Origin of the sequence: Vreelandella arcis (assembly GCF_900103865.1) — a bacterium.
GTDB lineage: Bacteria > Pseudomonadota > Gammaproteobacteria > Pseudomonadales > Halomonadaceae > Vreelandella > Vreelandella arcis.
This window is the reverse complement of sequence record NZ_FNII01000010.1, coordinates 89,912-116,097: the sequence shown is the minus strand read 5'-3', so window position 1 is coordinate 116,097 and position 26,186 is coordinate 89,912. Positions and strand designations below refer to the sequence as shown.

The 26,186-nt window shown below is 58.0% G+C and carries 23 protein-coding genes, 2 pseudogenes and 1 riboswitch; of the genes and pseudogenes, 18 read left to right on the top strand and 7 right to left on the bottom strand.

The window, feature by feature from the left end; translation table 11 throughout:
* Window positions 1–12: 12 nt before the first annotated feature.
* Entirely contained in the window at window positions 13–1,464 is a 1,452-nt protein-coding gene (locus BLR97_RS13265; protein WP_089707009.1) for an NAD-dependent succinate-semialdehyde dehydrogenase, read from the bottom strand.
* Window positions 1,465–1,604: 140 nt separating this feature from the next.
* Here BLR97_RS13265 and BLR97_RS19970 point away from each other — a divergent pair.
* From BLR97_RS19970 to BLR97_RS13225, 9 genes and pseudogenes are all read left to right on the top strand, one after another.
* Window positions 1,605–1,841: pseudogene (locus tag BLR97_RS19970) on the top strand (GntR family transcriptional regulator); the annotation flags it as partial.
* Window positions 1,842–1,925: 84 nt separating this feature from the next.
* Window positions 1,926–3,023, top strand: a complete 1,098-nt coding sequence (locus tag BLR97_RS13260) for an aminotransferase-like domain-containing protein (protein WP_244511310.1) — start codon at window positions 1,926–1,928, stop codon at window positions 3,021–3,023.
* Between the two features lie 62 nt (window positions 3,024–3,085).
* Window positions 3,086–3,766 (top strand): transglycosylase SLT domain-containing protein, encoded by a 681-nt coding sequence (locus BLR97_RS13255; RefSeq protein WP_170833029.1) that lies wholly within the window; start codon window positions 3,086–3,088, stop codon window positions 3,764–3,766.
* An 11-nt stretch (window positions 3,767–3,777) separates the two neighbouring features.
* Entirely contained in the window at window positions 3,778–4,518 is a 741-nt protein-coding gene (locus BLR97_RS13250) for a sulfite exporter TauE/SafE family protein (RefSeq protein WP_089707007.1), read from the top strand.
* A 69-nt stretch (window positions 4,519–4,587) separates the two neighbouring features.
* Window positions 4,588–5,781: a M24 family metallopeptidase gene (locus BLR97_RS13245; RefSeq protein WP_089707006.1), complete on the top strand. Its 1,194-nt coding sequence runs from the start codon at window positions 4,588–4,590 to the stop codon at window positions 5,779–5,781.
* A gap of 120 nt (window positions 5,782–5,901) precedes the next feature.
* The gene (locus BLR97_RS13240; RefSeq protein ID WP_089707005.1) at window positions 5,902–6,273 is read left to right on the top strand and encodes a hypothetical protein; all 372 of its coding nucleotides are present in this window, start codon (window positions 5,902–5,904) and stop codon (window positions 6,271–6,273) included.
* A gap of 179 nt (window positions 6,274–6,452) precedes the next feature.
* Window positions 6,453–7,571: an alkene reductase gene (locus BLR97_RS13235; protein WP_089707004.1), complete on the top strand. Its 1,119-nt coding sequence runs from the start codon at window positions 6,453–6,455 to the stop codon at window positions 7,569–7,571.
* Between the two features lie 123 nt (window positions 7,572–7,694).
* Window positions 7,695–8,156, top strand: a complete 462-nt coding sequence (locus tag BLR97_RS13230; RefSeq protein WP_089707003.1) for a TspO/MBR family protein — start codon at window positions 7,695–7,697, stop codon at window positions 8,154–8,156.
* A 39-nt stretch (window positions 8,157–8,195) separates the two neighbouring features.
* Complete coding sequence (locus BLR97_RS13225) at window positions 8,196–8,798, top strand: cell division protein ZipA C-terminal FtsZ-binding domain-containing protein (protein WP_089707002.1); 603 nt, start codon at window positions 8,196–8,198, stop codon at window positions 8,796–8,798.
* Between the two features lie 15 nt (window positions 8,799–8,813).
* On the opposite strand, the gene BLR97_RS13220 is transcribed toward BLR97_RS13225, so the two are convergent.
* Both BLR97_RS13220 and BLR97_RS13215 read right to left on the bottom strand, forming a co-directional pair.
* On the bottom strand, window positions 8,814–10,403 hold the full coding sequence (locus BLR97_RS13220) for an ABC-F family ATPase (RefSeq protein WP_089707001.1): 1,590 nt from the start codon (window positions 10,401–10,403) through the stop codon (window positions 8,814–8,816).
* Between the two features lie 122 nt (window positions 10,404–10,525).
* Window positions 10,526–11,392 carry a sirohydrochlorin chelatase gene (locus BLR97_RS13215; protein ID WP_089707000.1) on the bottom strand — a complete coding sequence of 289 codons (867 nt, stop codon included), beginning with the start codon at window positions 11,390–11,392 and terminating at the stop codon, window positions 10,526–10,528.
* Window positions 11,393–11,498: 106 nt separating this feature from the next.
* Here BLR97_RS13215 and BLR97_RS13210 point away from each other — a divergent pair, with 106 nt between their 5' ends.
* Complete coding sequence (locus BLR97_RS13210) at window positions 11,499–12,071, top strand: gamma-glutamylcyclotransferase (RefSeq protein WP_089706999.1); 573 nt, start codon at window positions 11,499–11,501, stop codon at window positions 12,069–12,071.
* A gap of 89 nt (window positions 12,072–12,160) precedes the next feature.
* Here BLR97_RS13210 and BLR97_RS13205 read toward each other — a convergent pair whose 3' ends face one another.
* The gene (locus BLR97_RS13205; protein ID WP_089706998.1) at window positions 12,161–12,454 is read right to left on the bottom strand and encodes a hypothetical protein; all 294 of its coding nucleotides are present in this window, start codon (window positions 12,452–12,454) and stop codon (window positions 12,161–12,163) included.
* A 188-nt stretch (window positions 12,455–12,642) separates the two neighbouring features.
* Here BLR97_RS13205 and BLR97_RS13200 point away from each other — a divergent pair, with 188 nt between their 5' ends.
* The 7 genes from BLR97_RS13200 to BLR97_RS13170 all read left to right on the top strand — a co-directional run bounded on the left by BLR97_RS13200 (window position 12,643) and on the right by BLR97_RS13170 (window position 20,804).
* Entirely contained in the window at window positions 12,643–14,313 is a 1,671-nt protein-coding gene (locus BLR97_RS13200) for an isovaleryl-CoA dehydrogenase (RefSeq protein WP_089706997.1), read from the top strand.
* A gap of 98 nt (window positions 14,314–14,411) precedes the next feature.
* Window positions 14,412–14,513: riboswitch (glycine riboswitch) on the top strand.
* A 164-nt stretch (window positions 14,514–14,677) separates the two neighbouring features.
* Window positions 14,678–15,940, top strand: coding sequence for a D-amino acid dehydrogenase (locus BLR97_RS13195; RefSeq protein WP_089706996.1), 1,263 nt, complete (start codon window positions 14,678–14,680; stop codon window positions 15,938–15,940).
* Between the two features lie 74 nt (window positions 15,941–16,014).
* Window positions 16,015–16,941 carry a LysR family transcriptional regulator gene (locus tag BLR97_RS13190; RefSeq protein ID WP_089706995.1) on the top strand — a complete coding sequence of 309 codons (927 nt, stop codon included), beginning with the start codon at window positions 16,015–16,017 and terminating at the stop codon, window positions 16,939–16,941.
* Window positions 16,942–17,083: 142 nt separating this feature from the next.
* Window positions 17,084–18,118, top strand: a complete 1,035-nt coding sequence (gene dctP / locus BLR97_RS13185; RefSeq protein ID WP_089707055.1) for a TRAP transporter substrate-binding protein DctP — start codon at window positions 17,084–17,086, stop codon at window positions 18,116–18,118.
* Between the two features lie 141 nt (window positions 18,119–18,259).
* Window positions 18,260–18,751 (top strand): TRAP transporter small permease, encoded by a 492-nt coding sequence (locus BLR97_RS13180; RefSeq protein WP_089706994.1) that lies wholly within the window; start codon window positions 18,260–18,262, stop codon window positions 18,749–18,751.
* Window positions 18,748–20,022: a TRAP transporter large permease gene (locus BLR97_RS13175; RefSeq protein ID WP_089706993.1), complete on the top strand. Its 1,275-nt coding sequence runs from the start codon at window positions 18,748–18,750 to the stop codon at window positions 20,020–20,022. Before BLR97_RS13180 ends, BLR97_RS13175 begins: the two co-directional genes overlap by 4 nt.
* A gap of 20 nt (window positions 20,023–20,042) precedes the next feature.
* Entirely contained in the window at window positions 20,043–20,804 is a 762-nt protein-coding gene (locus tag BLR97_RS13170; RefSeq protein ID WP_211605142.1) for a M15 family metallopeptidase, read from the top strand.
* 7 nt (window positions 20,805–20,811) lie between these two features.
* Here the strand turns inward: BLR97_RS13170 and BLR97_RS20185 are convergent, their stop codons facing one another.
* Entirely contained in the window at window positions 20,812–21,006 is a 195-nt protein-coding gene (locus BLR97_RS20185; protein WP_089706992.1) for a type II toxin-antitoxin system RelE/ParE family toxin, read from the bottom strand.
* Between the two features lie 177 nt (window positions 21,007–21,183).
* On the opposite strand from BLR97_RS20185, the pseudogene BLR97_RS13160 reads away from it, so the two are divergent.
* Window positions 21,184–21,952: pseudogene (locus BLR97_RS13160) on the top strand (SDR family NAD(P)-dependent oxidoreductase).
* Here the strand turns inward: BLR97_RS13160 and BLR97_RS13155 are convergent.
* Together BLR97_RS13155 and BLR97_RS13150 are read right to left on the bottom strand one after the other, a co-directional pair.
* Entirely contained in the window at window positions 21,901–24,990 is a 3,090-nt protein-coding gene (locus BLR97_RS13155; RefSeq protein ID WP_089706991.1) for an efflux RND transporter permease subunit, read from the bottom strand. The pseudogene BLR97_RS13160 and the gene BLR97_RS13155 overlap by 52 nt on opposite strands.
* Complete coding sequence (locus BLR97_RS13150; RefSeq protein ID WP_089706990.1) at window positions 24,977–26,137, bottom strand: efflux RND transporter periplasmic adaptor subunit; 1,161 nt, start codon at window positions 26,135–26,137, stop codon at window positions 24,977–24,979. The genes BLR97_RS13155 and BLR97_RS13150 overlap by 14 nt, the downstream gene beginning before the upstream one ends.
* Window positions 26,138–26,186 lie beyond the last annotated feature (49 nt).

Genomic DNA, 26,186 nt, shown 5'->3' with positions numbered 1-26,186 from the left:
CATCGCTTTCCTTTATAAACCGCCAACGCAGACGTACTTCAATTCAGTAAACTCATCGAGCCCGTGGTGGGAGCCTTCGCGGCCCAACCCGGACTCTTTCACGCCGCCAAATGGCGCCAGCTCGGTGGAGATCAGCCCTTCGTTGACGCCGACCATGCCGTACTCCAACTGCTCCATGGTGCGCCAGATGCGGCGGTAGTCGGTGGCGTAGAAGTAGGCGGCCAGGCCGAACGGCGTGTCGTTAGCCATTTGGATGGCCTCTTCATCGCGCTGGAAGCGGAATACCGGCGCTACCGGGCCGAAGGTCTCCTCGTCGGCCACCGCCATCTGCGTGGTGACGTCGGCCAGTACCGTCGGGGTAAAGAAGCGCTCGCCGGCGGCGTGAGGCTTGCCGCCGCACATCAGCGTTGCCCCGTGATTCAGCGCGTCATCGATATGGCGCTGCACCTTATCCACCGCCGCCTGATTGATTAGCGGGCCGATCACGCTGCCTTCCGTCAAGCCGTCGCCGACGTTCAATGCGTTCACGCGCTCGGTCAGCTTGGCGACGAAGGCATCGTAAATGCCGTCCTGCACCAGAAAACGGTTGGTGCATACGCAGGTTTGTCCGGCGTTGCGGAATTTGGAGGCGATTGCGCCATCCACGGCGGCATCCACATCGGCGTCGTCAAAGACGATGAACGGTGCATTGCCGCCCAGCTCCATGGCGGTTTTCTTCACCGTACTGGCGCACTGGGCCAGCAGGTGTTTGCCCACCGGGGTCGAGCCGGTAAACGAGACTTTGCGCACCCGCGAATCCGAGGTCAGCACATCGCCCACCTCGGCCGGCTTTGAGGCGGTGATCACGTTGATGGTGCCCGCGGGCAGACCCGCTTCCAGTGCCAGGTAAGCCGCGGCAAGGGCTGTGAGCGGCGTGGCTTCGGCGGGTTTGATCACCACGGTGCAGCCGGCGGCCAGGGCCGGGGCGCACTTGCGGGTGATCATCGCCAGCGGAAAGTTCCACGGGGTGATCGCCGCGACCACGCCTACCGGCTCGCGCAGCACCAGCAGGCGCTTGTCGGCGCCGTGGCTGGGCAGGGTTTCCCCGGCCATGCGCTTGGCCTCTTCGGCGAAGAACTCGATAAACGAGGCACCGTAGGCGACTTCTCCCTTGGCTTCCGCCAGCGGCTTGCCCTGCTCCAACGTCATCAGACGAGCCAGGTCGTCGGCATGTGCATGGATCAGTTCAAACCAGCGGCGTAGCAGTGCCGCGCGCTGTTTGACCGGCGTGGCACGCCAAGCGGGGCCCGCGTCGTAGGCCGCAGCGACGGCATCACGGGCATCGTCGGCGCCCATGTCGGCCACCTGGGCAATGCTTTCGCCGGTGGCGGGGTTATCCACCGCGAAGGTGGTCTGGCCTGCGCGCCACTCACCGCCCACCAGGGCGGGAACGGCATCGTGCAACCACTGTTCGATAAAGCTCATGACATTCTCCAGGTTAACAACAATACGTGCACGCTAGCAGTAATGTGGTTACAGGCGAATGCACCACTTTTTTGTTCAACCAGACCAATTTTCTGTTTTACTGAAAAAATGGAGAGCACTGAGGCGTTGAGAGGATAAAAATGGATGGCCAGTCAGCTTTACAACAACTTGTAAAACACTATGCGCAGCAACCTGAACGCTTAAGTAAACAAGTACGCATAGAGCAGGCTCTTAGGCACACGATCACCCAAGAGTGGCCGGATCAAACTCGCCTGCCGTCCCACCGGCAGCTTGCGTTAGCCTTGGGCGTTGCTCGGCATACGCTATCTCTGGCAGTGGCGACGCTGCTGAAAGAAGGCTTGCTTACTACGTCCCATGGCCGGGGTACTTGGAGCTGCAGGACGAAGGCTTCCACTACCCCCTCGCCAACAAGTGTCCAGTTATCAAAACGTGCACAACGAGTGTTGCGTTGGCCGGGTGCGAGTACTGTTCAAAGCGGCGCCTTCGTGCCGGGAATCCCCGACATCGCCCAGTTCCCGATGCGTAAATGGCGGCAGCTCTACGCTAGCGTCACAGTGCCTCAAAACGCCCTACTGCTGTCTTACTCTACCGGCGGCTACGGGCCCTTAAAGCGCGCCATCAAGGAGTTTCTGGAACGCTGGCGGAACATTCGCTGCGACACCGAGCAGATCATCATCACAGACGGCACCCATAACGGCATCGAACTCTGCGCCATGGCGCTGGCGGATGTGGGCGACACCGTCGCCATGGAGTCGCCCTGCTACTGGGGGGCGCGCAACGTGTTTACCGCTGCAGGGCTAAACATCAACATGGTGGCCTGGCACCCCGGCCAGGGGCATGTATTACCCGATGCCCCTAGGAAAACCAGGCTTGCCTACCTGACCGGCTCGCAGCACTACCCGCTCAGCGTCGCCACCAGCGCGACCGACAAGCAGCGTTTGTGCGATGCCCTGTCGCCCGACTACGTGGTGGAAGATGACTACGAATTTGACCGCGACGACCACACCAACCTGCTGTTCGATCCGCAATCAACGCGCCACTTGCTGGTCGGCTCGTTTTCCAAGATGATGTTTCCAGGGCTACGGCTGGGGTATCTGGTAGTACCGCATCATCTGGCGGGGCCGATGAACCGCCTGCGCAGCGAACTGTTTCGCGAAGGCCGCATGCTTGATCAGGCGGTACTGGCGCAGTTTATTTTCGACGGTGACCTCGACGCCTGGTGTCGGCGTATTCAGCGCGATTATCTAGGCCGCCAGCAGGTACTGCACGACCAGCTTTGCTCGCTATCGTCGGTGCGTAGCGTCTCGCCGCCGAGTAGCGCCATCAGCCTGTGCGTTGAGTTTGAGCCGCCTGTCGATGACGTGCAGATCGCCCAGGCGCTGTTAAACGAACACCTGATCGTGCGCCCGCTGAGCCCGGTGTGTGCCAGCCACGATCCGCGCGTTGGGCTAGTGCTGGGGGTGGGCATGCTGTCTGGTGAAACGCTTTCGCGCGAGTCCCAGCGCCTGCGCCGCTGCCTGGAAGCGCTACTGCGCTAGGCCCAGGCCACAACGCTTACCACGCTGCTGTCGTTATCAGCACTTATCCACAAGGACTTGTCATGCGTCGCCCTGTTGATTGTTTTTCCGTTAGCGCTTCACCTGCTTTCGCTACCCTTCGCCGATGGGCGGCGCTGAGTGTCGTGCTGCTACTTTCTGGCTGCGCCACGTTCGCGCCCAACCCGCCCGAGGATCAAAGCAATATCTGCGAGATTTTCCGCGAGCAGCCAAGCTGGTACGACTACGCAAGAGAATCGGCGGAGACCTGGGGCACGCCGATCGCCACGCAGATGTCGTTTATTCAGCAGGAATCGTCGTTTCGCAGCCATGTTCGTCCGGACCGCAAATATTACCTCGGTTTTATACCCGGCCCCCGCCCGTCTTCCGCCAAGGGTTACGCCCAGGCCCAGGATCCCGTGTGGGGCGAATATGAAGATCAGGCCGGAAGTCTGTTTGCCCGGCGCACCCACATGAAACACGCCACCGACTTCATCGGCTGGTACAACCAACGCACGCGTGAGCAGACCGGCATTTCACTCAATAACCCCGAGCACCTTTACTACGCCTACCATGAGGGCGCAGGGGGCTATCAGCGCGGCACCTACCGCGGCAAGCCTCAAGTCTTGCGTGCCGGTCGGCAAGTAGCGGCCCGCGCCAGCCGCTACCAGTCGCAGCTCAACAGCTGCGAGGCGGAGTTCCAGTGCCGCAAGTTTTATCAGGTATGGCCGTTCTGTCGTAGTTAAGGAAAAACGTTATGAGCCTATGGATAGGCATTGCCTTGGTGAGCGTGGTGTTTTTCACCTCGATGCTCTCTGGCGTGTTTGGTATGGCAGGCGGCTTAGTCTTGCTGTGGTTTCTACTGGTGATCTTTCCCGCGGGCACGGCGATGGCGGTGCACGGGGTTATACAGCTCACGGCGAATGGATCACGAGCATGGCTATCGCGGCGCTATATTGCCTGGCCTATCGTCGCCTTTATGACGCTTGGCGTGCTCAGTGCTGCTGGTCTGCTTCTGCTATTCAACTACAGCCCCAACGCCGCCAGCGTATCGATTTTGATTGGCCTAATGCCGATTCTGGTATGGATGCCCAAGCGCTGGTTTCACCTGGATGCCAACCGAGCCAGCCACGCGCTGTGCTGTGGCATCGCCTCTGGCGGTTTAACGATTGCCGCTGGGGTTTCCGGGCCGCTAATTGATATCTTCTTTGTGCGCTCACGCATGGATCGCCGCCAAGTCGTGGCGACCAAGGCAATGATTCAGGTAGTGGCTCACAGCATTAAAATCATCTTCTATCTCGGCGCCGCCATGGCGCTTAGCACCGGCGAATGGGGTATTGTGCTGCTAGCGGCGCCGTTTGCGATCTTTGGCACCCACACCGGCAACAGCATTTTACACCGCCTCACTGATGCCAACTTTCGCACCTGGACGCGCTGGATCGTGACCGGTATTGGGGTTTTCTATTTCCTGCAAGGGCTCTTTCTACTCACTCGCTAGCGTTGAGGGAGATAAAAGCGAGCTTAAAGCAGGTGCCTATACTGACCTTACCAATTGATGGAGGTCGTTATGGATTACCACCACTACCGCGAAGCCCTTGCGGAAACGCTCGCCCAAAGTGAGCTGCCTTTTCCCGCTACCGAATACCAGGCGCGCTTGGATAAAGTGCGCAATGGCATGGTAGAGCATGGATTAGACGCGCTGCTGCTCACTGACCCGGCCGATATCAATTATCTGACCGGCTACCATACCTTTGAAGTCTCAGTGCATGCCTGCCTGGTCTGCACGCCGGAGCGGTTAGTCCTTCAGGTCGCCTCGATCGAGACGGGGGCTGCCGTGGTGACCGCGCTGGTGGATGAGATCATCGGCTACCGCTGGGAAAACCTGGATGAAATCATCACACCGCTGGCGGATCTACTCGCTCCCTGCCAGCAGATCGGCATCGATGGCTGGGGCAGCGGGCTGCGCGTCGGCGTGCTGGAGGCGCTGGCGCAAACCATCGGCCGCCAGCGGTTCAGCGAAGCCGGTGGGGTACTGGACGCCATCCGGATCGTCAAACGCCCCGCGGAACTCGAGATGCTGAAAGAAAGCGCGCGCATTACTGCCGCCGGGCTGGAGGCGGCCATCCAGGTGATTCGCGCCGGCATGACCGATAACGATATCGCCTCTGCAGGCGCCCAGGCGTTGCTCGCCAACGGCAGCGAATTCATGAGTCTGCAACCCATCGTCACCAGCGGGCCGCGTATCGGGGTGATTCACGTCAACCACAAGCGCCATATCATTCAGCCCAATGAACCGGTCTTTCTGGAATTCGGCGCAGCGTATCAGCGCTATACCGCCCCCATGATGCGCACTGCCATCACTGGTACTCCCAGCCAAGCCCACGCGGCGACCCGCGACCTGTGTCGCGCGCTGTTTGAAACGCTGTGTGACGCCATGCGACCGGGCAACACCTTTGACGACGCCGCCCGTGCCGCCGATGCGCTGCTCGACCCGCAGCGTGACCGGCTGTTCTTTTCAGGCGTGTTTGGCTACGCCGTGGGCGCGCAGTTCCCGCCCAGCTGGGTGGAAGGCACAGGCTATATCGCCAAGGGGCAGATGCGCCCGTTTGAAGCCAACATGGTCTTTCATCTGCCCCTCTGCCTGCGCGTCCCCGGTCAATGGGGCGTTGGCTTAAGCGACACCGTCGTGGTGACCGAGCAGGGCGGTCAACCGATCACCACTAACGACTGGCAGCTGTATCAGGCGGCGGACACGCCCTGAAAGGCGCTCTCATAGACGCTACATTGACAGCCCGATTGTCTGGCGCTATCGTCACCAAGATGAAAATGAGAAATACTATCTTTTGTATTTAACCCTTTGTGACGACGTCAGGTTAGCCACATGAACAGTGAGCAGCGGCAGCTTCGCCAAACCATCGTGTTTCTTCGCACCTCGTTCGAAGCGATCCAGCACTCAATTGCCGGACGCCTGGACGACCCGCTGCCCTGCTGGCTGGATACCTGTATGCTGACTATGCTCTCCCGCGAACTGAACCGCTGCTGCCAGCAAGCCAAGCCACTGTTTGCCCCAGCCGTCCCTGAGCAGTTGTATGTCGCTTCCCAGCAGTGCGAGTTGCTGCTTAAACAGTGCCCTGGGGTAATGAGCAGTGCGGTCTGCCATCGCCAATTAGCCGCTATCATGCTGCCACTAACCGCAGCTCTCCAGCATATCGATACCCCCGTTAAACGCCGTTGGCCGTGGCAGCGGGGGTAAAACAAAGCCTTCCAAGCATCCCTTCATTAAACCCCGCCTTGTATCGTCAGGTGGGGTTCGTTTTATCGTGAGCAATTAAGCCGTACATGTGGATTAAGCGTAACCGTTGGCACTCACTAGTAAACTGGTCTATTCTAGTCACCACTACTTAATCATTGAGTTCAAAAGGAGCTTGTTTAATGGCTTACGAAACGCTTTTCACTGCCACGCAGCTTGGCAGCCTGTCGATCCCCAACCGCGTGATCATGGCGCCGCTGACCCGGGCACGCACCCCGGACAGCGTACCGGGCAAGATGCAAGAAGCCTATTACGGCCAACGCGCCGGGGCTGGACTGATCATCAGCGAAGCGACCAATATCTCTGCCACTGCGCGGGGCTACGTGTATACGCCGGGTATTTGGACCGACGAGCAGGAAGCCGGCTGGAAAGGCGTTGTCGATGCGGTGCATGCCAAAGGCGGCCGTATGGCGTTGCAGCTATGGCACGTTGGGCGTGTTTCCCATGAAATGGTTCAACCCAACGGCCAGCAGCCGGTTGCGCCCAGCGCGCTGAAAGGCGAAGGCGCCCAGTGTTTCGTGGAGTTTGAAGACGGCACCGCCGGTCAGCATCCCACCAGCACGCCCCGCGCGCTGGAAACCGACGAGCTCCCGGGTATCGTGGAAGACTATCGTCAGGCGGCTAAACGCGCTAAGCGGGCAGGCTTTGATATGGTCGAAGTTCACGCAGCCAATGCTTACCTGCTGAACCAGTTCCTGGCCACCGGCACCAACCAGCGTACCGACCAGTACGGCGGTTCACTGGAAAACCGGGCGCGCTTCCCGTTGGAAGTGGTCGATGCGGTGATTGACGTTTACGGCGCTGACCGGGTCGGCATCCGCATGACGCCGTTTATCGAGCTATTTGGCCTGACCGACGACGAGCCGGAAGCCATGGCGTTTTACATGGCCGAGCAGCTTTCCAAGCGCGGTCTTGCCTACCTGCACCTCAATGAGCCTAACTGGGCCGGTGGCGACATCACCTTCCCCGATGGTTTCCGCGAGCAGATGCGCGAGCGTTTTAACGGCAGCCTGATGTACTGCGGCAACTACGACGCCCCCCATGCAGAAGCACGCATTGGCGACAACACCGCCGACACGGTGGCCTTTGGCCGTCCTTATATTGCCAACCCTGATTTGCCCGAGCGTTTCCGGGTCGATGCGGCGCTCACTGAGCCCAATCACGACACCTTCTACGGCGGCGACGAAAAGGGCTACACCGACTATCCGTTTATGGATAACGGTCACGACCGTATCAGCTAAGTTGCGCCCGCTGGGTAACCCTTAACAAAGAAAAGCATCACTTAGGTGGTGCTTTTTTTATGTCTGCCCACCGCAAAACGCTGGTAGGCTATTGATTGTTTAGTTTGAATACACAGGTGATAAATGCTCGGCTCGCTGTTAGCTTTGTTGGTATCGTTGGCATTGGTGGGCTTGGCGGCCAGTACCGGCGCCCGTTTTCGACCCGATGGCTGGTACCGCGAGCTCGACAAACCCGCCTGGACACCCCCTGATATCGCCTTCCCCATCGCCTGGGGCATCTTGTATTTGTTAATGGCGATTGCCGCGTGGCGCATTTACATGGCGGACGACTCAGTTTGGCGCACAGCCAGCCTGTGGGTGTATGTTATTCAACTGCTGGCGAACGCGGCGTGGTCGTGGCTGTTTTTTGGTCGCAAGCAGATTGCCGCCGCGCTTGGCGATATTGCGCTGCTGCTAGGGCTGATAACGCTCGCTATCATTGTGTTTGCGAAGGTCAGTCTTTTAGCCACGTGGCTGATAGTGCCTTACTGGCTCTGGGTAGCCCTAGCCCTATCGCTTAATGCGACTATTTGGCGACGTAATTAACGCGCGGTTGGCGCGAAAAGATATAAGGATAAAACCACCATGGAGACAACACCGTTAGTCACGTTATTGGCATTCTGTTCTATCGCATTAGCGCTAGTTGCCTTAGCGCTGTTCATTTACGTTGTGCGACGGCAACGCCGCCAGACACCAGTGGACGACGATGCTTCCACGATGGAACGCACCACTAATCAACCCTCCTCTTCGCCGCCGCCTGAAGAAACCGCCTCAAAGGCATCAGCCAAGCGCTCCAGCAAAGTGGTTCAACATTCGCTGTTCGTAATTTTCTCTCATCCCGATGAACAAACCGACCAGCGCCTGGCCGATTGGCTGCGCGAGAAGCAGGCCACCTTCGACCCAATCAAGAAAGTCTTTCACATTGCCGGTGAGCAGCCCTCTAACCCGGTTACCATCGCCAACGCTTTTCCGCCCGGGGAAATGCCCGACCTGCTGCACAATGAAACCCACGAACCCATCAAAGGTATCAGTCTATTGGTGAAACCGCCGCTGCGTAAGCGGCGCAATCAGCAAATGCACGTCTATGTGGCGCTAGCCAAAGAAATGCAGACCCTGTTTACCGGCGATATGCTGGATGGGGATCGCCAGCCCGCCACCGACACCACCTTTGAGCGCATTATTGGCTAGCAACTATTTGACCCGTTACGCCACGCCTTGGCTGCGCAGGTAATCATCATAGCTGCCGCTGAAGTCGACAATGCCATCGGGCTGCATATCAAGAATGCGCGTGGCGAGCGATGAGACAAACTCACGGTCGTGGCTAACAAACAGCAGCGTGCCGGGGTAGTTTTCCAGCGCCAGGTTCAGCGCTTCGATGGACTCCATGTCCAGGTGGTTGGTCGGTTCGTCCATCAGCAACACATTAGGCTGGGTAAGTATTAACTTACCGAACAGCATGCGCCCCTGTTCGCCACCGGAAATCACTTTGACCGACTTATCAATGTCATCGCTGGAAAACAGCATCCGCCCGAGCGCACCGCGCACCACCTGTTCACCGCCTTGCGTCCACTGGCCCATCCACTCGAACAGGGTGGCGTCCACGGCAAAGTCGTCGGTGTGTTCCTGAGCAAAAACACCCAACTCGGCGGCTTCGGTCCACTTCACTTCCCCGGCATCCGGGTGTAATTCGCCTGCCAGGGTTTTAAGCAACGTGGTCTTACCAATACCGTTAGGGCCGATAATCGCAATGCGCTCACCCGCCTCGACGGTCATCGACAGGCGCTCGAACAGTGGTGCCTCACCGTTGTAGCCTTTGCTGATGCCGTCCACATTCACCGCGTTGCGGTGAATCTTTTTGTTCTGATCAAAGCGGATAAACGGACTTACCCGGCTAGACGGCTTGATATCTTCCAGCTTGATTTTGTCAATTTGTCGCGCCCGTGAGGTGGCCTGCTTGGCCTTCGAGGCGTTGGCTGAGAAGCGGCTGACGAACTGCTGCAGCTCGGCGATCTGGGCCTTTTTCTTGGCGTTGTCTGAATGCTGACGCTCGCGCGCGGCGGTGGCGGCGGTCATGTAGTCGTCGTAGTTGCCGGGGAACAGGGTAATCTCGCCGTAATCCAGATCCGCCATGTGGGTGCACACGCTATTCAGGAAGTGGCGGTCGTGGGAGATAATCACCATGGTACTGTTGCGCGCCTTGAGCATGTCTTCCAGCCAGCGGATGGTATTGATATCCAGGTGGTTGGTCGGCTCGTCGAGCAGCAGGACATCCGGATCGGAAAACAGCGCCTGAGCGAGAAGTACGCGCAGTTTCCAGCCAGGTGAAACTTCACTCATCGGGCCGGTATGCTGTTCGATGGGAATGCCCAGGCCAAGGAGCAGTTCGCCAGCGCGGGCTTCGGCGGTGTAGCCGTCCAGTTCGGCAAAGCGCACTTCCAGATCCGCGACGGCCATGCCATCCTCTTCGCTCATTTCCGCCAGGGAATAGATCCGTTCGCGTTCGGCGGTGACCTGCCATAACTCATCGTTGCCCATGATCACGGTATCGATCACGCGCTCATTTTCGAAGGCAAACTGATCCTGACGCAGCTTGCCCAACCGCGTGCTGCTGTCCAGCATGACCTGGCCGGACGTCGGCTCAAGCTCGCCGCCGAGAATCTTCATAAAGGTGGATTTGCCGCAGCCGTTAGCGCCAATCAAGCCGTAGCGATTGCCGTTGTTAAACTTAACGGAGACGTTCTCAAATAGGGGCTTGGCCCCGAACTGCATGGTGATATTGGCGGTTGCGATCACAGAAGGGCCCTAGTGTGCGTGTACATTGCGCATCGCACTGGAAATAGTACGTGGCGAATAGAAAGGCTCGCGATTCTACGCGCTCTTGGGCAACGTTACACCCATCGTCTAACACCCACTACCTAGGACGTCGCGTCGCCAGGGGCCGGCAAGTCCAGCAGAAACCTTTCGTCATCAAGCGCTTGGCGCAGGCGAGTATGCAAAATATCGACAATCCCCGGTTGCTCGCCCACCAGGGCCGTGGTGGTGACGGTCATGCCCGGATGGCGCTGCTGCGCGGCGTGGCAAATCTCCGCAATGTCGCCGCCTTCACCGGCATGACGCCCCGGCGAGAGAAACAGCATCGCCAAAATCACCGGCCCGGTATGAAAATCAGGGTTGGCCAGCAGGTTTTCGAGCAGCGGTTCGTTGAAGCGATATTCGTCGCCCTCGCGGCGCTCCATCGAGGCGGCGGCCACGCAGGTGGCGTCACTGCCGAGCAGCACACTTAGCTGCCCCGCTAGACGATTGCGTACCGCCGTCACCTCGGGAATCGGGCTGCCGTGATCCACCAGCGCCACTCGGGGCGTTGCCTCTGGAAGACACTGCTCGCGGACGTTATCAGCCAGCAGTTCGGCCAGGCGCAGGTCGTTATCGCCCTGCTCATCGACCAGCGGCTGCGCCACGCGAACCTTGACGTCGGGAAAGCGCGCCTGCATCTCGGCCATGCGCTCGGGCAGGTAACCGGTCAGCGCTTTGCTGGGGCCGAAGAAGAACGGCAGCACGATAATCTCGGTCGCGCCCTGTTCGGCCGCTCGCTCGGCAGCCGGTCCAAGCGTTATCGCCGGAATGCCGTCGACCTCCTCTGCAGGTATTTTATTGGAATGGAGCAGCGAGGCAGCCTGCACGGTTTCGCCAAGGCCCTGGCTCAGCAACGACGCGACACGGCGCAAGTTATGCGTTGCCTGGGGCCTCAAAGAGCCATTATCGACCAGAAAAATCGCGCGCATGCTTGCTGCCTCCGCTAGTGGTGAAAGCAATCAGATCAGTGATCACCAGTGACATGGTAAGATGGTTGTTTTAAAAAGTAGTCACTCACTATGTTGCTTGATAACGATGCTTGATACCACTGCCCTTAACCAACAAAGAAACTTCTTCGAAGGCCATTCGGCTATATGGCTATTTGGCTATGGCTCGTTGATTTGGAAGGCTGATTTTGCCTACTTAGACCGTCAACCCGCCTATATTACCGGCTGGGCGCGGCGCTTTTGGCAAGCCTCCCACGACCATCGCGGCACGCTCGATGCCCCAGGGCGTGTCGCCACGCTAATCCGCGCGCCAGGTGCGGTGTGCCACGGCATGGCCTACCGCATTACCCCCGATGTACTTGCGCCGCTGGATGTGCGCGAAAAAAACGGCTATCTGCGCGAAAAAGTACCGCTCACCTTTGTCAATGACAACGGTGGTGCGGCGGGGCAGAGCGAAGGTCTAATCTATCTGGCGACCGAGGATAACCCGGCCTTTTTGGGCGACGCACCGCTTGTCGAGATTGCCCAGCAAATAGCCCGGTCGCATGGGCCCAGTGGCTCCAATAAGGCGTACTTGCTGAACTTGGCCCAGGCACTACAAGAACTAGGGGTCGAGGATGCGCATATCGTCGCGCTAGCCGAAAAAGTTCGCGATTTATAACGCCCACAGCCAGACATTCTTAAGCGATTATCCAACCACTGATATGACCGCGAGCGGCGTGTTACCGGTATGGATAGGGGGGAGGCGGGCTACATCATCAGCCAGGAAAGGATAAACAGCCCTACCAAGGTGCGGATAATACCGCCGATAAGGGAACCCCGAAAAAACGCCCGAAATCCACCCCACAAGAAGAACAGTCCAATCACCAGCACGACAATGCTTAGAAACGAATCATTGATTCCCAGCGAGCGCGTCAAGCCATCAACAAAATCATCGAACGCGCTAAACAAGTTAGTGAAAATGCCTAATAAAAACTCCACCACCACGCGGATTGCTTCGCCGATGGTCTCGCCGATGTCGTCAAAAAAGCCGTTTGCCTGCATTGGTAGCACCCAGGGCTGAAAAGATAAGCTGAGCATTGTCGGTTAAATACGCTGGTTGAGCAAAGCTGAGTGACGCTAATTTACCCACAACGTCATATTCGCATCTTTGCCAAGAACAGCTAATCTGGTAGGTATAAAACGATCGTTTAAATAAGTACAACCCTATCACTACGATCCAGGTTCTCGACATGTCACAACGCTATCCTCTCTCCGACACGCTTCAGGCCAGCACCCATCAGGTGGAAAACCAGCCGCCGCCGCTGGAAAACTACAACAGCTACACAACTGATCGAGCACTTCAAGAAGGCGTTCAACGCGAAGGCGGCACTGATGATGCCTCCCTCAAAGCATTTGGTAAGTGGGCGGGCTCTGCCGAGGCGATCGCGCTCGGGTTTGACGCCAACCGTTACTCACCCCAGTTGGTGACCCACGACCGGCAAGGCCATCGGGTCGATTTAGTCGAATTTCATCCCGCTTACCATCAGCTGATGCAAACGGCGGTGGAGCATGGCCTGCACGCCAGTCCCTGGCGGAACCCTAAGCCTGGCGCGCACGTCAACCGGGCGGCCAACTACTATCTGCACACCCAAGTGGAAGCGGCGCATGGCTGCCCGATCACCATGACGTTTGCCGCTCTGCCAGCGCTTCGCCATCAACCCAGCCTGCTTGAGAGCTGGGGCGAGAAAATTACCGCGCCCCATTACGACCCGCGCAACGTGCCCTATTTTGAAAAACAGGGCGTCACTCTCGGCATGGCAATGACCGAAAAACAGGGTGGCTCCGATGTGCGGCTGAACACCACCCGCGCTTATCCGATTGATCAAGGCAGACCAGGCGACGCCTTTGAACTGGTGGGGCATAAATGGTTTGTTTCGGCGCCCATGTGCGATGCTTTCCTGGTGCTCGCCCAGGCGCCAGGTGGTTTGAGCTGTTTTCTACTACCGCGCTGGCGGCCCGATGGCAGCAAAAACCCGCTCCACATTCAGCAGCTAAAACGCAAAATGGGAAACGTGGCAAACGCCTCGAGCGAGACGGAGCTACGCGGCGCCTTTGCCTGGATGGTCGGCGAAGAGGGCCGCGGCGTGCGCACCATTATTGAGATGGTCGCCATGACGCGCTACGACTGCATGATTGGTTCATCCGCAGGAATGCGCCAAGCCACCGCCCAGGCGATTCATCACGCCACTCATCGCCATGCGTTTGGGGCGACCCTCAGCGAGCAGCCGCTGATGCAAAATGTGCTCGCCGATCTAGCCATTGAAAGCGAGGCCGCTACTACCTTAATGCTGCGCATGGCCCGGGCCATGGATCACCAGGACAACGAGCACGAGCGTTTGCTTTCGCGTATCGCCACCCCCGTTGGCAAGTACTGGATCTGTAAACGCACGCCCCACCATGCCTATGAGGCGATGGAGGTGATTGGCGGTAGCGGCGTAATGGAAACTCATATCATGCCGCGCCTGTTCCGCGAATCGCCCATTAACGCCATCTGGGAAGGTAGCGGTAACGTTCAGTGTTTGGATATTCTGCGCGCGATTGAAAAGCAGCCCGAGGTGCTCGATGCCTTCTTTGATGAACTCGCCAAGGCCCAAGGAGCTAATGCAAACCTTGACCGCTTTGTACGCAATTTAAAGCAAGATTTGCAGGATACCCAAGCGCTCCAATATCTTGCCCGCCAGTTGGCGGATGGCATGGCGCTGGCGTTACAGGGTGCCCTACTGGTGCAGCATGCGCCCGATTACGTGGCCGATGCATTTTGCGCTGGCCGGCTCATTGAGCGAAGCGCTCTCAACACAGGGACGTTACCCACCGGACTGGATTGCGCGGCGATCATCGAGCGTGCTCAGCCCTTGGAGTGAGCCCCGTGGAATAAACGTTCACGACCTTGGTCGTATTTCATCGTGAAGCTGATAACGTTAAAAACACAAACGTTTTATAAAGACGCTTTACCAAGAACAACGTAATAGCGGGAGAGCTTGGCGCATCAGTAACCGATGACGCCAGCGCCGAAGGAGCAACAACCCCGGAAACTCTCAGGCAACCGGACCGCTATCACCATCACTTTCCGAAGAGCGGCTGATGACTGCGTCACTCAGCCCACCGAAGGAGCAAGCGCGCCAGCGAGTGCGTGAATCTCTCAGGTTCCATGACGGAAGGGGTACGCCCAGCAGCAGTTACGCCGTTAGGTGGTATTCCCGACGCTCATACAACCTGGAGAGACTTATGCAACGCATTGCCGTTATCGGTGGTGGTATCACGGGCATTACCAGCGCCTATGCCCTGGCCAAACGTGGCTATGACGTCACCGTTTTTGAAAAGCATCGCTACGCCGCCATGGAGACCTCATTCGCCAACGGCGGTCAGCTCTCGGCCTCCAATGCCGAAGTGTGGAACCACTGGCCAACCGTGATCAAGGGCCTGCGCTGGATGCTCCGAAACGACGCCCCGCTGCTGGTAAACCCCCGCCCGAGCTGGCACAAGCTCAGCTGGTTCGGCGAGTTTATCGCTTCAATCCCCCGCTACTCTGCCAACACCACCGAAACCGCGCGCTTGGCCATTGCGGCACGCGAGCACCTGTTTCAGTGGGCGCAGGAAGAACAGATCGATTTCGACTTAAAGCAGAAAGGCATCTTGCATATCTACCGCGATAAAGCGGGCTATGACCACGCCGCCAAGGTCTCCAAGCTACTCAGCAAAGGCGGCCTCGAGCGACAGCCGGTGACGCCCGACGAGATGCGCGCCATCGAACCCACCCTGGCGGGCAACTACTACGGCGGCTTCTTCACCGAAAGCGATGCCACGGGCGACATCCACAAGTTTACCCATGGCCTGGCACAAGCCGCTGAACGCCGCGGCGTAACGCTTAAATATGGCCACAGCGTTCAGGATGTCGGCGCCAATCAACAGCACTCCTGGATCACCGCCGATGATCTCTCTGAGCTCGGCGGCGAACCCGTGCGCGAAACCTTCGATAGCGTGGTGGTATGCGCCGGGGTGGGCAGCCGCGCCTTGGCCGCCAAACTAGGTGACCGTGTGAATATTTACCCGGTAAAAGGCTACTCGATTACCGTGCAGCTCGATGACGAAGCCTCTCAACAGGCAGCGCCAACCGTTAGCCTGCTGGATGATGAAACCAAGCTGGTCACCAGCCGCCTTGGCGATGACCGCTTCCGTATTGCGGGTACCGCCGAGTTTAACGGCTTTAATCGCGATATCCGTGACAACCGCATCCGCCCGCTGATCCGCTGGGTCGAAGAGTGCTTCCCCGGCGTCAGCACCCGCCGCGTGGTGCCCTGGGCTGGGCTGCGCCCGATGCTCCCCAACATGCTGCCCAAAGTCGGCCCCGGCAAGTTACCCACGGTGTTCTACAACACCGGACACGGCCACCTGGGCTGGACGCTCTCTGCCATCACCGCCGACATGCTGGCGGATGCGGTGGAGGCGAAAAACTCACAAAGCGAGCGATCGACACAACCACTCGCTTAGCCTTACCTACATCAACTGCACTTGCTAAGCGGTCATCCGTTAATATGTATGACACCTTATGATCAGGTGTATTTATGCTTAATCAGCGTGCATTAACTTACCTCAATGAAGTCATTCGCCGAGGCTCGCTCAGGCGCGCCGCGGCCCACCTAAATGTCGATGCCTCTGCCGTTAGTCGCCAATTAAAAGCACTTGAAGAAGAACTGGATACCCAGCTATGCGAGCGGCACGGGCGCGGCATGCGCGCAACCGCAGCGGGTCAGCTACTGGTGCATCATTTCCATGCCCAGCGGGCATCGGAAGAGGCGGTGCTATCCCAAATCATGGCACTGCAGAGCCTGGCGAAAGGCGAAGTTCGTATTGCTGTGGGAGAAGGGTTTATCGCTGACTTAATTGCCGCACCGTTAGGCACTTTTATGTCAGCGTTTTCAGGTATCAATGTCGAAATCCGCATGGCGGGCGTTAATGAGGCGATGTCGCTACTAAAAGATCGTGAAGTGGATATAGCGCTACTTTACGCACCACCGGTAGACCCACAGCTTTACTGCCATGTGGAAACGCGCCAGCCACTCGATGTCATTGTGCCTCCCAATCATCCGCTCAGTGAGCTGCAACGCCCAGTGACACTGCATGACTTAAAGGATTGGCCGCTGGCTTTGATGGATAACCCATTCGGTATGCGGCAGATGGTCAATATGGTGGCTCACCAGGAGCGTATTCATCTTGAAGCACGCCTACATACCAACTCTGTTTCAGTTTTAAAGAATTTTGTTCGCTCAGGCATTGGCGTTACGTTTATGCCCGAAATCACGGTAGCGGATGAGATTGAGCGAGGTGAGATCTTCACGCTGCCCATGCAGTACCCGGTAATGAACGGTACGCGGGCACAAATTGTTAGCCTGAAAGGACAGGAACTTACGGTCGCCTCAACCACTTGTATCGATCATTTGCACACAGGCATGCGCTTTTTCTCGGCCGATGCGCCACGGCTGTTGCAATAAAAGCCACAGCTTGGGTATTGCATAGTCAACACATCAATACCTAGTCTTCCAGTAAGGCGCTCCTTATAAATCCAATAACGCGCCCTTAGCGCCTCATAGCTCACGACAATAAACCAGGAGACTTACTATGTTTACTCACCCTATGTTGACTCAACGCTTTTCACCCAAGCGGCTCCTCTCGGCTTGCCTGATCGGCTCTGCCCTAATGACTGGCAATGCCATCGCCGAGACCACTATCAATTTGGGTTACAACGGCGCCCCCGACCCCGAAAAGAATGCCGTACACGTCTTTGCCACTAACCTAAAGGAACTGGTTGAGGAAAAAACCGACAACCAGATTCAATTAGAGCTATATCCCAATAGCTCGCTGGGCGAAGAGCAGGAGCGCATGGAACAGACCATGAGCACGCCGATGCTCAACGTGGCGTCCTTTGCGGGTGTCTCGCCTCTCGTCGATGAGATTTTCGTCAGTGCTATTCCGTTTCTGTTCGACGATTTTGATGCGGCCCGCACCTTCTTCGATGAAGGTGAGTATTGGCAAGAAGTCAGTGAGGCGCTGAAGGAGCGTGCCGGCATCGATATGCTGGCAGTCGTGGAAGAAGGCGGCTTTTTAGCGTTCACCAATAACGAAAGGCCTATCAGCAGTCCTGACGACTTTGAAGGGCTGCGTTTTCGGGCCATGGATCCCAGCCAGGTTGCTCTCTATGAGTCCTTCGGCGCATCAGGCACGCCCGTGCCCTGGACAGAAACCTACATGGCACTGCGCACTGGGGTAGCGGACGGCCAAATGAACCCGCCGATGTATATCATCCTGGGCAGCCTTTACGAAGTGCAGGACTACCTTACCCTGGCCAATATCCAGTACTCGAACCAGTTCCTGGTGGGCAACAGCGACATGATCGCTGGTTGGGATGACGAGCTTCGTGATGCCTTTCAGGAAGCCGTCGCCGAAGCTAACCACAATGCCCGTGAGCATAATGAAGAGCAGGTCGATTCACGTATCGCCTACCTGGAAGAACAAGGTATGGAAGTGATTCGTCCCTCTGAAGAGGAACTCACCGCTTTCCGCGAGATTGGTCAGCCCGCTTATCTTGAATGGCTCGAAGAACGTGATATCGAGCAACGCTGGATCGATATGGCGCTGGAAGATGCGGGCATGAGCGATCTGCTCGAATAACGGCTGTTAACACCGTTGTAACCATTGCAACGATGGCAACAACAGGGGCTGGCACCTTACCGGTCCCCTATTTCCAGTACTTAATATCCCAGTACTTAATGTTCTAGTGCTTAACGTTTCTGTGCTTCATGGAAGGCTGACATGTTTAATACGCTTCGATCCCGTCTTTTGGCGATCAGCCGCCCTGTTACCCTAACGATGGCGGGCGCGCTGCTAACCCTCAATGTTGCGGCCATATTGTATGGCGTGTTTGCCCGCTACATCGCCGGTGGCGCGCCTATCTGGACAGATGAGCTATCCCGCTTCTTGATCATCGCCACCGTGATGCTCGCCGCTGGCGCCGTCTGGTCGGAAGGGGGTCACATGCGCGTTGGCCTGTTGGAGAAGCTGCTGCCAACTTCCTTCGCTCGTTTGCTGAATGTGTACCAGTGGCTACTCACCCTACTGATTGCAGCGGGGGGCGCATGGGTAAGCTATCGCTATGCGCTCTCGGTCAGCATGTTTACCACATCAGGGCTTGGCATTAGCCGCACGGTGCCACTCCTCTCGCTACCCGTTGGCTTTTTACTACTGACTTGGCATGTACTGCTTTATGGCCCTGCGCCACTCAAAACCGTAGAGGACAACCTATGACGCTTACTATGCTGGCGGTTTTCCTCGGCCACGTTTTGCTTGGGCTTCCTCTTTTCATCGCGCTACTGACCACCGCGATAGTGGGATTTCTGTTTGTCGACCCTTCGATGATTCCACGTATGCTGCCCCAGCAATTCTTTGGCGGTATCAATGTGTTCTCCTTGATGGCTATTCCGTTATTCATCTTCGCTGGCAACCTGATGAACGTCAGTGGCTTAACAGAGCGCCTGATGGGATTCGCTCGCCTGATAGTGGGGCACTTGCGGGGAGGCATGGGCCACGTCAACGTGGTGTCGAGCGTTTTCTTCGCAGGCGTCAATGGCTCAGCGGTGGCGGATACTTCGGCACTGGGGTCGCTGTTAGTACCGGCCATGGAGAAGGAGGGCTACTCAAGAGCCTTTGCCGCTGGGTTGACCGCCGGTAGCTCGCTGATCGGCCCGATTATTCCCCCCAGTATTTTTATGATCCTCTACGCTTCACTGACGAACACCTCAGTAGGCGATCTATTTCTGGCGGGTGTCGTGCCGGGTCTGCTGCTGGGTGTTGCCTTTATGGGCATGAATGCCTGGTATGCCTGGCGTCACCGACTCCCCAAAAGCGGTCAGCTGCCTTCCATTGGCCAGCTAGGCATGGCCTTCGTCACCGCTCTCCCTGCACTTATCGCTCCCTTTATAATCGTTGCCGGCATCGTCCTTGGCTTTGTGACACCCACAGAATCCGGCGCGCTGACAGCGCTTTATGTCGCCATATGTGGCTTTGTGTTGGGTGGGTTACGCCTGAAAGAGTGCTGGCGAGCGATTGTCGATACAGCGCGCTTGACCTCGGCGATTTTTCTGATCATGGCGGCTTCTGCGACGATCAGCTGGCTGCTCTCCTATGCCCAGGTGCCGGAGCAATTTGTCTCGCTGTTAGCGCCCTACGTGGACAATAGCGTGATTATTTTGTTGCTGCTCAGCGCGGTCACCTTTGTCACCGGGATGTTTATGGAAGAAGTATCGGCATTGATGCTACTCACGCCTATCTTTGCGCCGGTGGCCATGATGGCGGGTATCGACCCGATCCATCTGGGTATCATTATCACGCTGAACATTACCATCGCTTTGATCACGCCACCGCTGGGGGCCTGTGTGTTCGTGGCCGCCGCGGTCAGTCGGCTAGAGATAGTGTCGCTGTTCAAAACCATTTGGCCCTTTGTGCTGACAGCGATTGCGGTGCTTATTCTATTAATCTTATTTCCATCGCTGACGCTGTGGTTGCCTACTCAGTTTTGATAACCAGCTTGGATAACATAATGCCTTTAAACACACTACTGAAGACTCTTCCGCCTATACCCAGCCACCCAGCCCCCTGCTGGGAGCAGCTGCGCCGAGCGCCTATTGAAGATAACGGTGAGCGCCTGGTACCGATGAGTCTCGCCCCCGCACCGGTCAGCGTCTACCCCGCCTACGCTCGGCTGGGTATTCCCGGCGCGATCCCGGAGTGTTTTGTGCGTGAAGGGGTTTATCGGGCATTGCTCACCGCGGCGCGCAGCTTACCCGAGGGTATCGGTTTAATCGTACTGGACGGCTGGCGGCCATGGCGGGTGCAGCAATACTTGTTTGATACCCTGCAGGAAGCCATCCACCATCACCAGCCTGACCTCAGTGAAGCGGAACTACTGGAAAGGACAAGGGAGTTTGTCTCAGTACCCAGCCGCGACCCTTTAGCCCCCAGTCCGCACCTCACCGGCGGCGCCGTCGACGTCACGCTCTGTGATGCCGATGGCCTGCCGCTGGATATGGGCACCCTGTTTGACGAGGCGCTACCGGCGTCTCACAGCGACTATTTTGAGCATCTGGAAACGTTAACGCCGCAGCAGCATAAGGCGCGGGATCACCGCCGCTTGCTGTATCACACCATGCACCAGCAAGGCTTCACCAACCTGCCCAGCGAATGGTGGCACTTCGATTACGGCGACCAATTATGGGCGTACTACGGGCAGCATGACCATGCGCATTACGGCCCGGCAGAGTTGGATACCATTGAGAACCGCTGGCGCCGACAGTTGGGGTAATGATTAGCTAAGGATATTCCTGGCGTGCGTGCAGGACGTGAACGATCTCAATAAAGCCTGCTGCTAAGCGGATATAGTTGGGGTTTACCACGTCTTCTCGCGTACCTACAACGCGACCTGGGCGATACAGGTAGGGATGCTGGGGTAGCGCCTCAGTCGCTTCTTCAATGGCTTGATAAAGCGCTTCGGCAGCGTATGGGATTCGGCAATAGTTTACCGATCAGCCTAGTGATATCTACTCGTCCTTCTATAGAGCCAAACATGCCTCGCAGGTAGGACAGTCGATGTCACAGTTGATCAAATTAACTGGCCCTAAGCGCGTTACTTCCCGCACTATAAAGTGAACGCAATGTTGACTTGATTAGAAAGGAGATCCCTCATGCCTAGCGTATTAATTACCGGTGCAACATCAGGATTTGGTAAAGCGGCGGCGCGGCGATTTGCCAAAGCTGGCTGGTCGCTAATCCTGACTGGCCGCCGAGAAGAACGACTCGCCGAATTGAAGAGCGAACTGGCTCCTCACGTCACCGTGCTGACAGTGCCGCTGGATGTGCGATAGCGACGCGGTCACCCAAGCGCTGAGTCAACTCCCCGAGACGCTGCTGCCGCTCACTTGCCTGATCAATAACGCCGGGCTGGCGCTCGCACCGGAGCCGGCGCCTCAAGTATCGCTGAGCGACTGGCATACCATGATCGACACCAATATCACCGGGTTGGTTAACGTCACCCACGCGGCCATGCCTCACCTGCTGGCCGCTGGAGAAGGTGCCAGTATCCTCAACTTGGGGTCGGTCGCGGGGCAGTGGCCTTACCCAGGCAGCCATGTTTACGGCGCATCGAAAGCCTTTGTTCAGCAGTTCAGCTACAACTTACGCTGCGACCTACAAGGAACGGGGGTGCGTGTCACTGACCTCGCCCCCGGCATGGCGGAGACCGAGTTCACCTTGGTACGCACCAAGGGCAACAAAGACGCTTCCGATGCGCTCTATAAAGGCACCACACCGCTTCAGGCAGAAGACATTGCCGAGCAGCTTTACTATTTGGCCACGCTACCAGCACACATCAATATCAACCGTCTCGAGATTATGCCGGTACGTCAGACATGGGCCCCGTTTGCCATTGAGCGCGACGACACCCAGAGTCGATAAAGCGCAGGGGTAAAGAAAAACGATACTAGCGTCGCTAAGAGCAGCCCAAATCCAACGGTTTGCGCGAAGGGCGGCCATAGGCCGCCGGTGGCAACCATCAGCGGTATTAAACCCGCAAAGGTAGTGACCGTGGTCGAAACGATATGCCGGCTGGTGGGGCCACTGATCACCGCCAGCATGGCATCGATATCGCCTCGGCGGGCGGCTTCATCGTCATCAAAGGCAGCAATAATGATAATGGTGGCATTAATCGCTACCCCTACCAGCCCCATAATGCCGACGATAATCACAAAGCCAAACGCATGCCCACTGAGCAGCAACGCCACAATGCCCATACCCATCGCCTGGGCGCCGGCAATAAATACGATGGCGGCCCGCCGAAAGGAGTTAAATGCCAATACCACGGTGGCCACCATGGCTATGACCAGCAGCACCACAGAGGCAAGCAACTTGCCCACGGCTTCATCTCGCTCGGCGGCTTCACCACCGGTTTCGATTCGGTACCCCGGGGGCAATTGAAACGCCTCGGACTCCAACGCTGCCTGAAGCTTGTCATCCAGTTGGGCCATGGAGACCGCCGGAAGAGCGTCGGCCACCAGGTACCCTTGCACCAACTGCACCCGTTCCGCGTTACGGCGAGTAATCACACTCCAGGCAGGCGTGAGTGATACCTCTGCCACCGCCGCCAGTGGCAGGCCCTCAGCCACTTGATCGCTGACCAAGCGCAGCGCCGCCAGCTGTTCAGCATTAGTGCGCCACTCATCGGCGTAGCGTACCCGCACAGGCAGTTGCTGCGTATCCTCCAGCAGCATGCCTGCCGATTGCCCCGAGAGCGCGGCCCCCACTTGTTCCGCTAGACGCTGCGGCGTTAGCCCCGCATCACTCAGTGCGGTGTGGTCGATATCCAGGGTTAACCTGGGCAAGTCACGCTGCATGCCAGCGCGCACATGGGTAACCTGAGGCAGTTGATGCATTAGGCCCGCTAGCTCAAGTCCCAGCGATGACAGCTCCGCTAGATCATCACCATAGACACGTAGCTCAATCGGGGCTTTAAACGGCGGCCCCTGTTCATACTTGCGCACAACGCTTTGGGCCTGGGGGAACCGCTGATCAAGCGCCTGTTGCAGAGCGGGCACCCGTTGGGTAGTGACCTCTAACGATGTGGTGTCCACGATCAGGTGCAAAAATGCCGGGTTGTCATCCTCATTGGTAAGCACGTTGTAGTACATCATCGGCGCACTTTCACCCACAAACGCCGAGACGCGGGTGATGCCCGGCAGCTCACGAATCATGGCCTCGATCTCGTGGGCCAATGCTTCGGTGTTGGCCATGCTGCTGGCGGGAGGCAGGCGCACCTCGATGTGAAACTGGTCGCGGTCTGCGGGTGGGAAAAACGCCACGTCCAGCGTGGGCATTAACGCCATGCCGCCCACCGGCACGCACAAGGTGATAATCATGGCAGCCCAAGGGTGACGCAGCGCGCTGCGTACCGTACGGCGAAAGCTGCGCTTAACTCTATTGCTGATGCCGCTACCACTTGGCGTTGGCGGTTTATTGGCGACCTTGGCTAACAGCATGGGTGACAGTGCAGGCACCAGCAGCAACGAAACCAGATAAGAGCTTACCAGCGCGACCATCACCGCCATGGCCAAGGGCCCCACGAACTCCCCCGCAGGGCCTGGCATCAACACAATCGGCATAAACGCCAATATGGTGGTTAAGGTGCTGGCCAGTAGCGGCACCGCTAAGTGGCGCAGCGTGTCACGAGTAGCGGCAAGCGCTGAATCGCCTTTCAAAAAGCGCTCGCGCAGGGCGTTGGTCATCACAATGGCATTGTCGACCATCAGCCCTAGCGCCACGATAATGCCGGTAATACTCATCTGGTGGATATCGATACCCAGCGGCTTGAAGAGCGCCAGGGTGAGCAGGGCCGTGCCAGGAATCGCCAGCCCCACCGTCACCGCTGAGCGCCAGCCCATGGTGAGGAACAGGATCGCCACCACTAGCGCTAGCCCTATCAGTAGGCTGCCGGCCACGTCGCTTAAGCGCTGGTTGGTGTAACTGGCCTGCTCGAAAACCTCTTCAACCGCGATACCGACAGGCAACTCGTCAGCAAACGCCGCCAACTGCTGCTGAGCTTTGTCCACCCAGCTATCAATTCGCTGGCCAGGCGCCATGCGTGCACCGATAAACACCGCTCGCTCGCCGTTAAGCAGCGCCACCGCGGCTGGCGGGTCTTGCACGCCGCGGCGTAGCTCAGCCACTTCGCCAAGCCTGACTGTTTGCCCCTGACGAGCCGCCACTTCTATATCACGTAGCCTATCGAGCGCATCGAACTCACCGCTTAGCCCCACCGTCAGCCGGTGGCCGTCGGTGATCACTTCACCTGCGGTGCGACGACCATCGTTTGCCTCAATAATGGCCGCCAGCTGGCCGACGGAAAGCCCCAGGGCATTGAGTTCAAGCGGGTTTACCTTCACCTCTACCAGCTCCCCCGCCACGCCGAAACGGTGGGTATACTCCGTGCCAGCGACGTTTCTAAATTCTGCTTCCAAGCGCTCGGCGTAGCGCTCCATCAGTTGGGCATTGGGTGGGGAGTCGAGTGTCCAGCGCAGTGCGGCCACGATGCTAAATGCGTAGCCTCGATCATCCAGCAGCTCCGGCGTTTGTACATCGTCAGGCAGTGTCGGGGCCACGTCGGCCAGCTTGTCTCGTACACGACTCCACACCGGTGTCACGTTGGTCACGGCGTCCTCAAGCTCAAGGCTAATCACCGCAATGCCCTGGCGTGAGGTGGATTCCAGCACGCTAATCTCTGCAATGGTGCGTAGCTCATCCTCAATGGGACGCGCCACCAAGGCTTCGACCTGCTCGGGGGTGGCGCCTGGAAAAGGCACTAACACGGTGGCCATGCGCGCCACCAAATGGGGGTCTTCCGCACGTGGCAGCGTTTGAATGGCCGACAGCCCAGCAACAACGAGAAGACCCAGGGCGAGCGCTAACAATCGCCGGTTAAATAACCACTCAAGGCGCGTCATGGGCCACGTCCTCGCTCAGCGTGACCTGCTGACCTGGCGTAATCCGGTGGGTGCCACTGGTGATCAGCCACATACCCGGTGCCAGCGTGCCGCGCACAAAGGCTTGGTCGCCTTCACTATGCAGCAGCTCCACACTGGCCTGGGCCACACGGTAGTGATCGTTCTCTAGCGGCTCGGCCACCAAGATGTTCCACTGGCCACGGTCAGCTGCTTGCAGAGAGTCCAACGGCACCCAATATCCGCTTGCGGGCTCGGTGATCGTGTAGCGCAATTCTGCCAGATCGCCGGGCACGGCGTGGTCTGGGGCTTCCAGCGATACCACCAGCGTCTGGGTACGGCTGTCACGGTCAACCTGGGGAAGCCGAGCGCGCACCTCTCCGTTGACCTCCTCGCCATTGACGCTCAGCTCAACGGTTTCGCCTGGGGTAAACGTCTCGGCCAGCACTGCAGGTAGGCCAAGATGTGCTTCTAACTGCTCGACATCGATAAGATCAAAAGCGGTAGTGCCGCTACTCACCAAGCTGCCGACACTGACATGGCGCTCGATCACTCGTCCGGCAAAGGGCGCTTTTAACGTGCTGTCATCCAAATCGGCGGTAAGGCTATCGCGCTCGGCTGCCAGCGCCGCCAGGCGAGCCTGAAGGGTCAGTCGATCTGTCCGGGCCTGATCCAGTGCGGTGCGGCTGGCAAAGTTATTCTGGTTTAGCTGTGCTTCACGCTCCTCCTGGCGCTGAGCCAGGGCGAGGCTGGCACGGGCTTCTTCACTCCGCGCGGCTACCTCCGCTAAGCGGCTTTCCAATCGGCGGGTATCCAGCGTGGCAAGCACATCCCCCTGCTCAACCGCATCGCCTCTGTCTGCTGACACAGCAATAACCCGACCCGCGGGTTCGAACGCCAGTGATACCGACTGGCGCGCCACCACACGCCCGGTTAAGCGTACATCGCGCTGCAGCTGTTCGGCTTGCTCCAGGGCCTCGGTCGTCACCTGCAGCAGAGCGTTATCAGCGCCTTGCTGGCGGGTTTGCTGAGCAATGCTGTGCTGGCGGGTCAGGAAAAACACCGCTGCCAGTGTGGCACCTACCATCAGCAGCGCCACCAGCGTGCCGCGCACTCGGTGGCGCCAAGAAGACGCTAATAGCCTGCCCATAATGGCCTCGAAATAGTTTATTCTTGAACGATACCGTTCACTATAATAT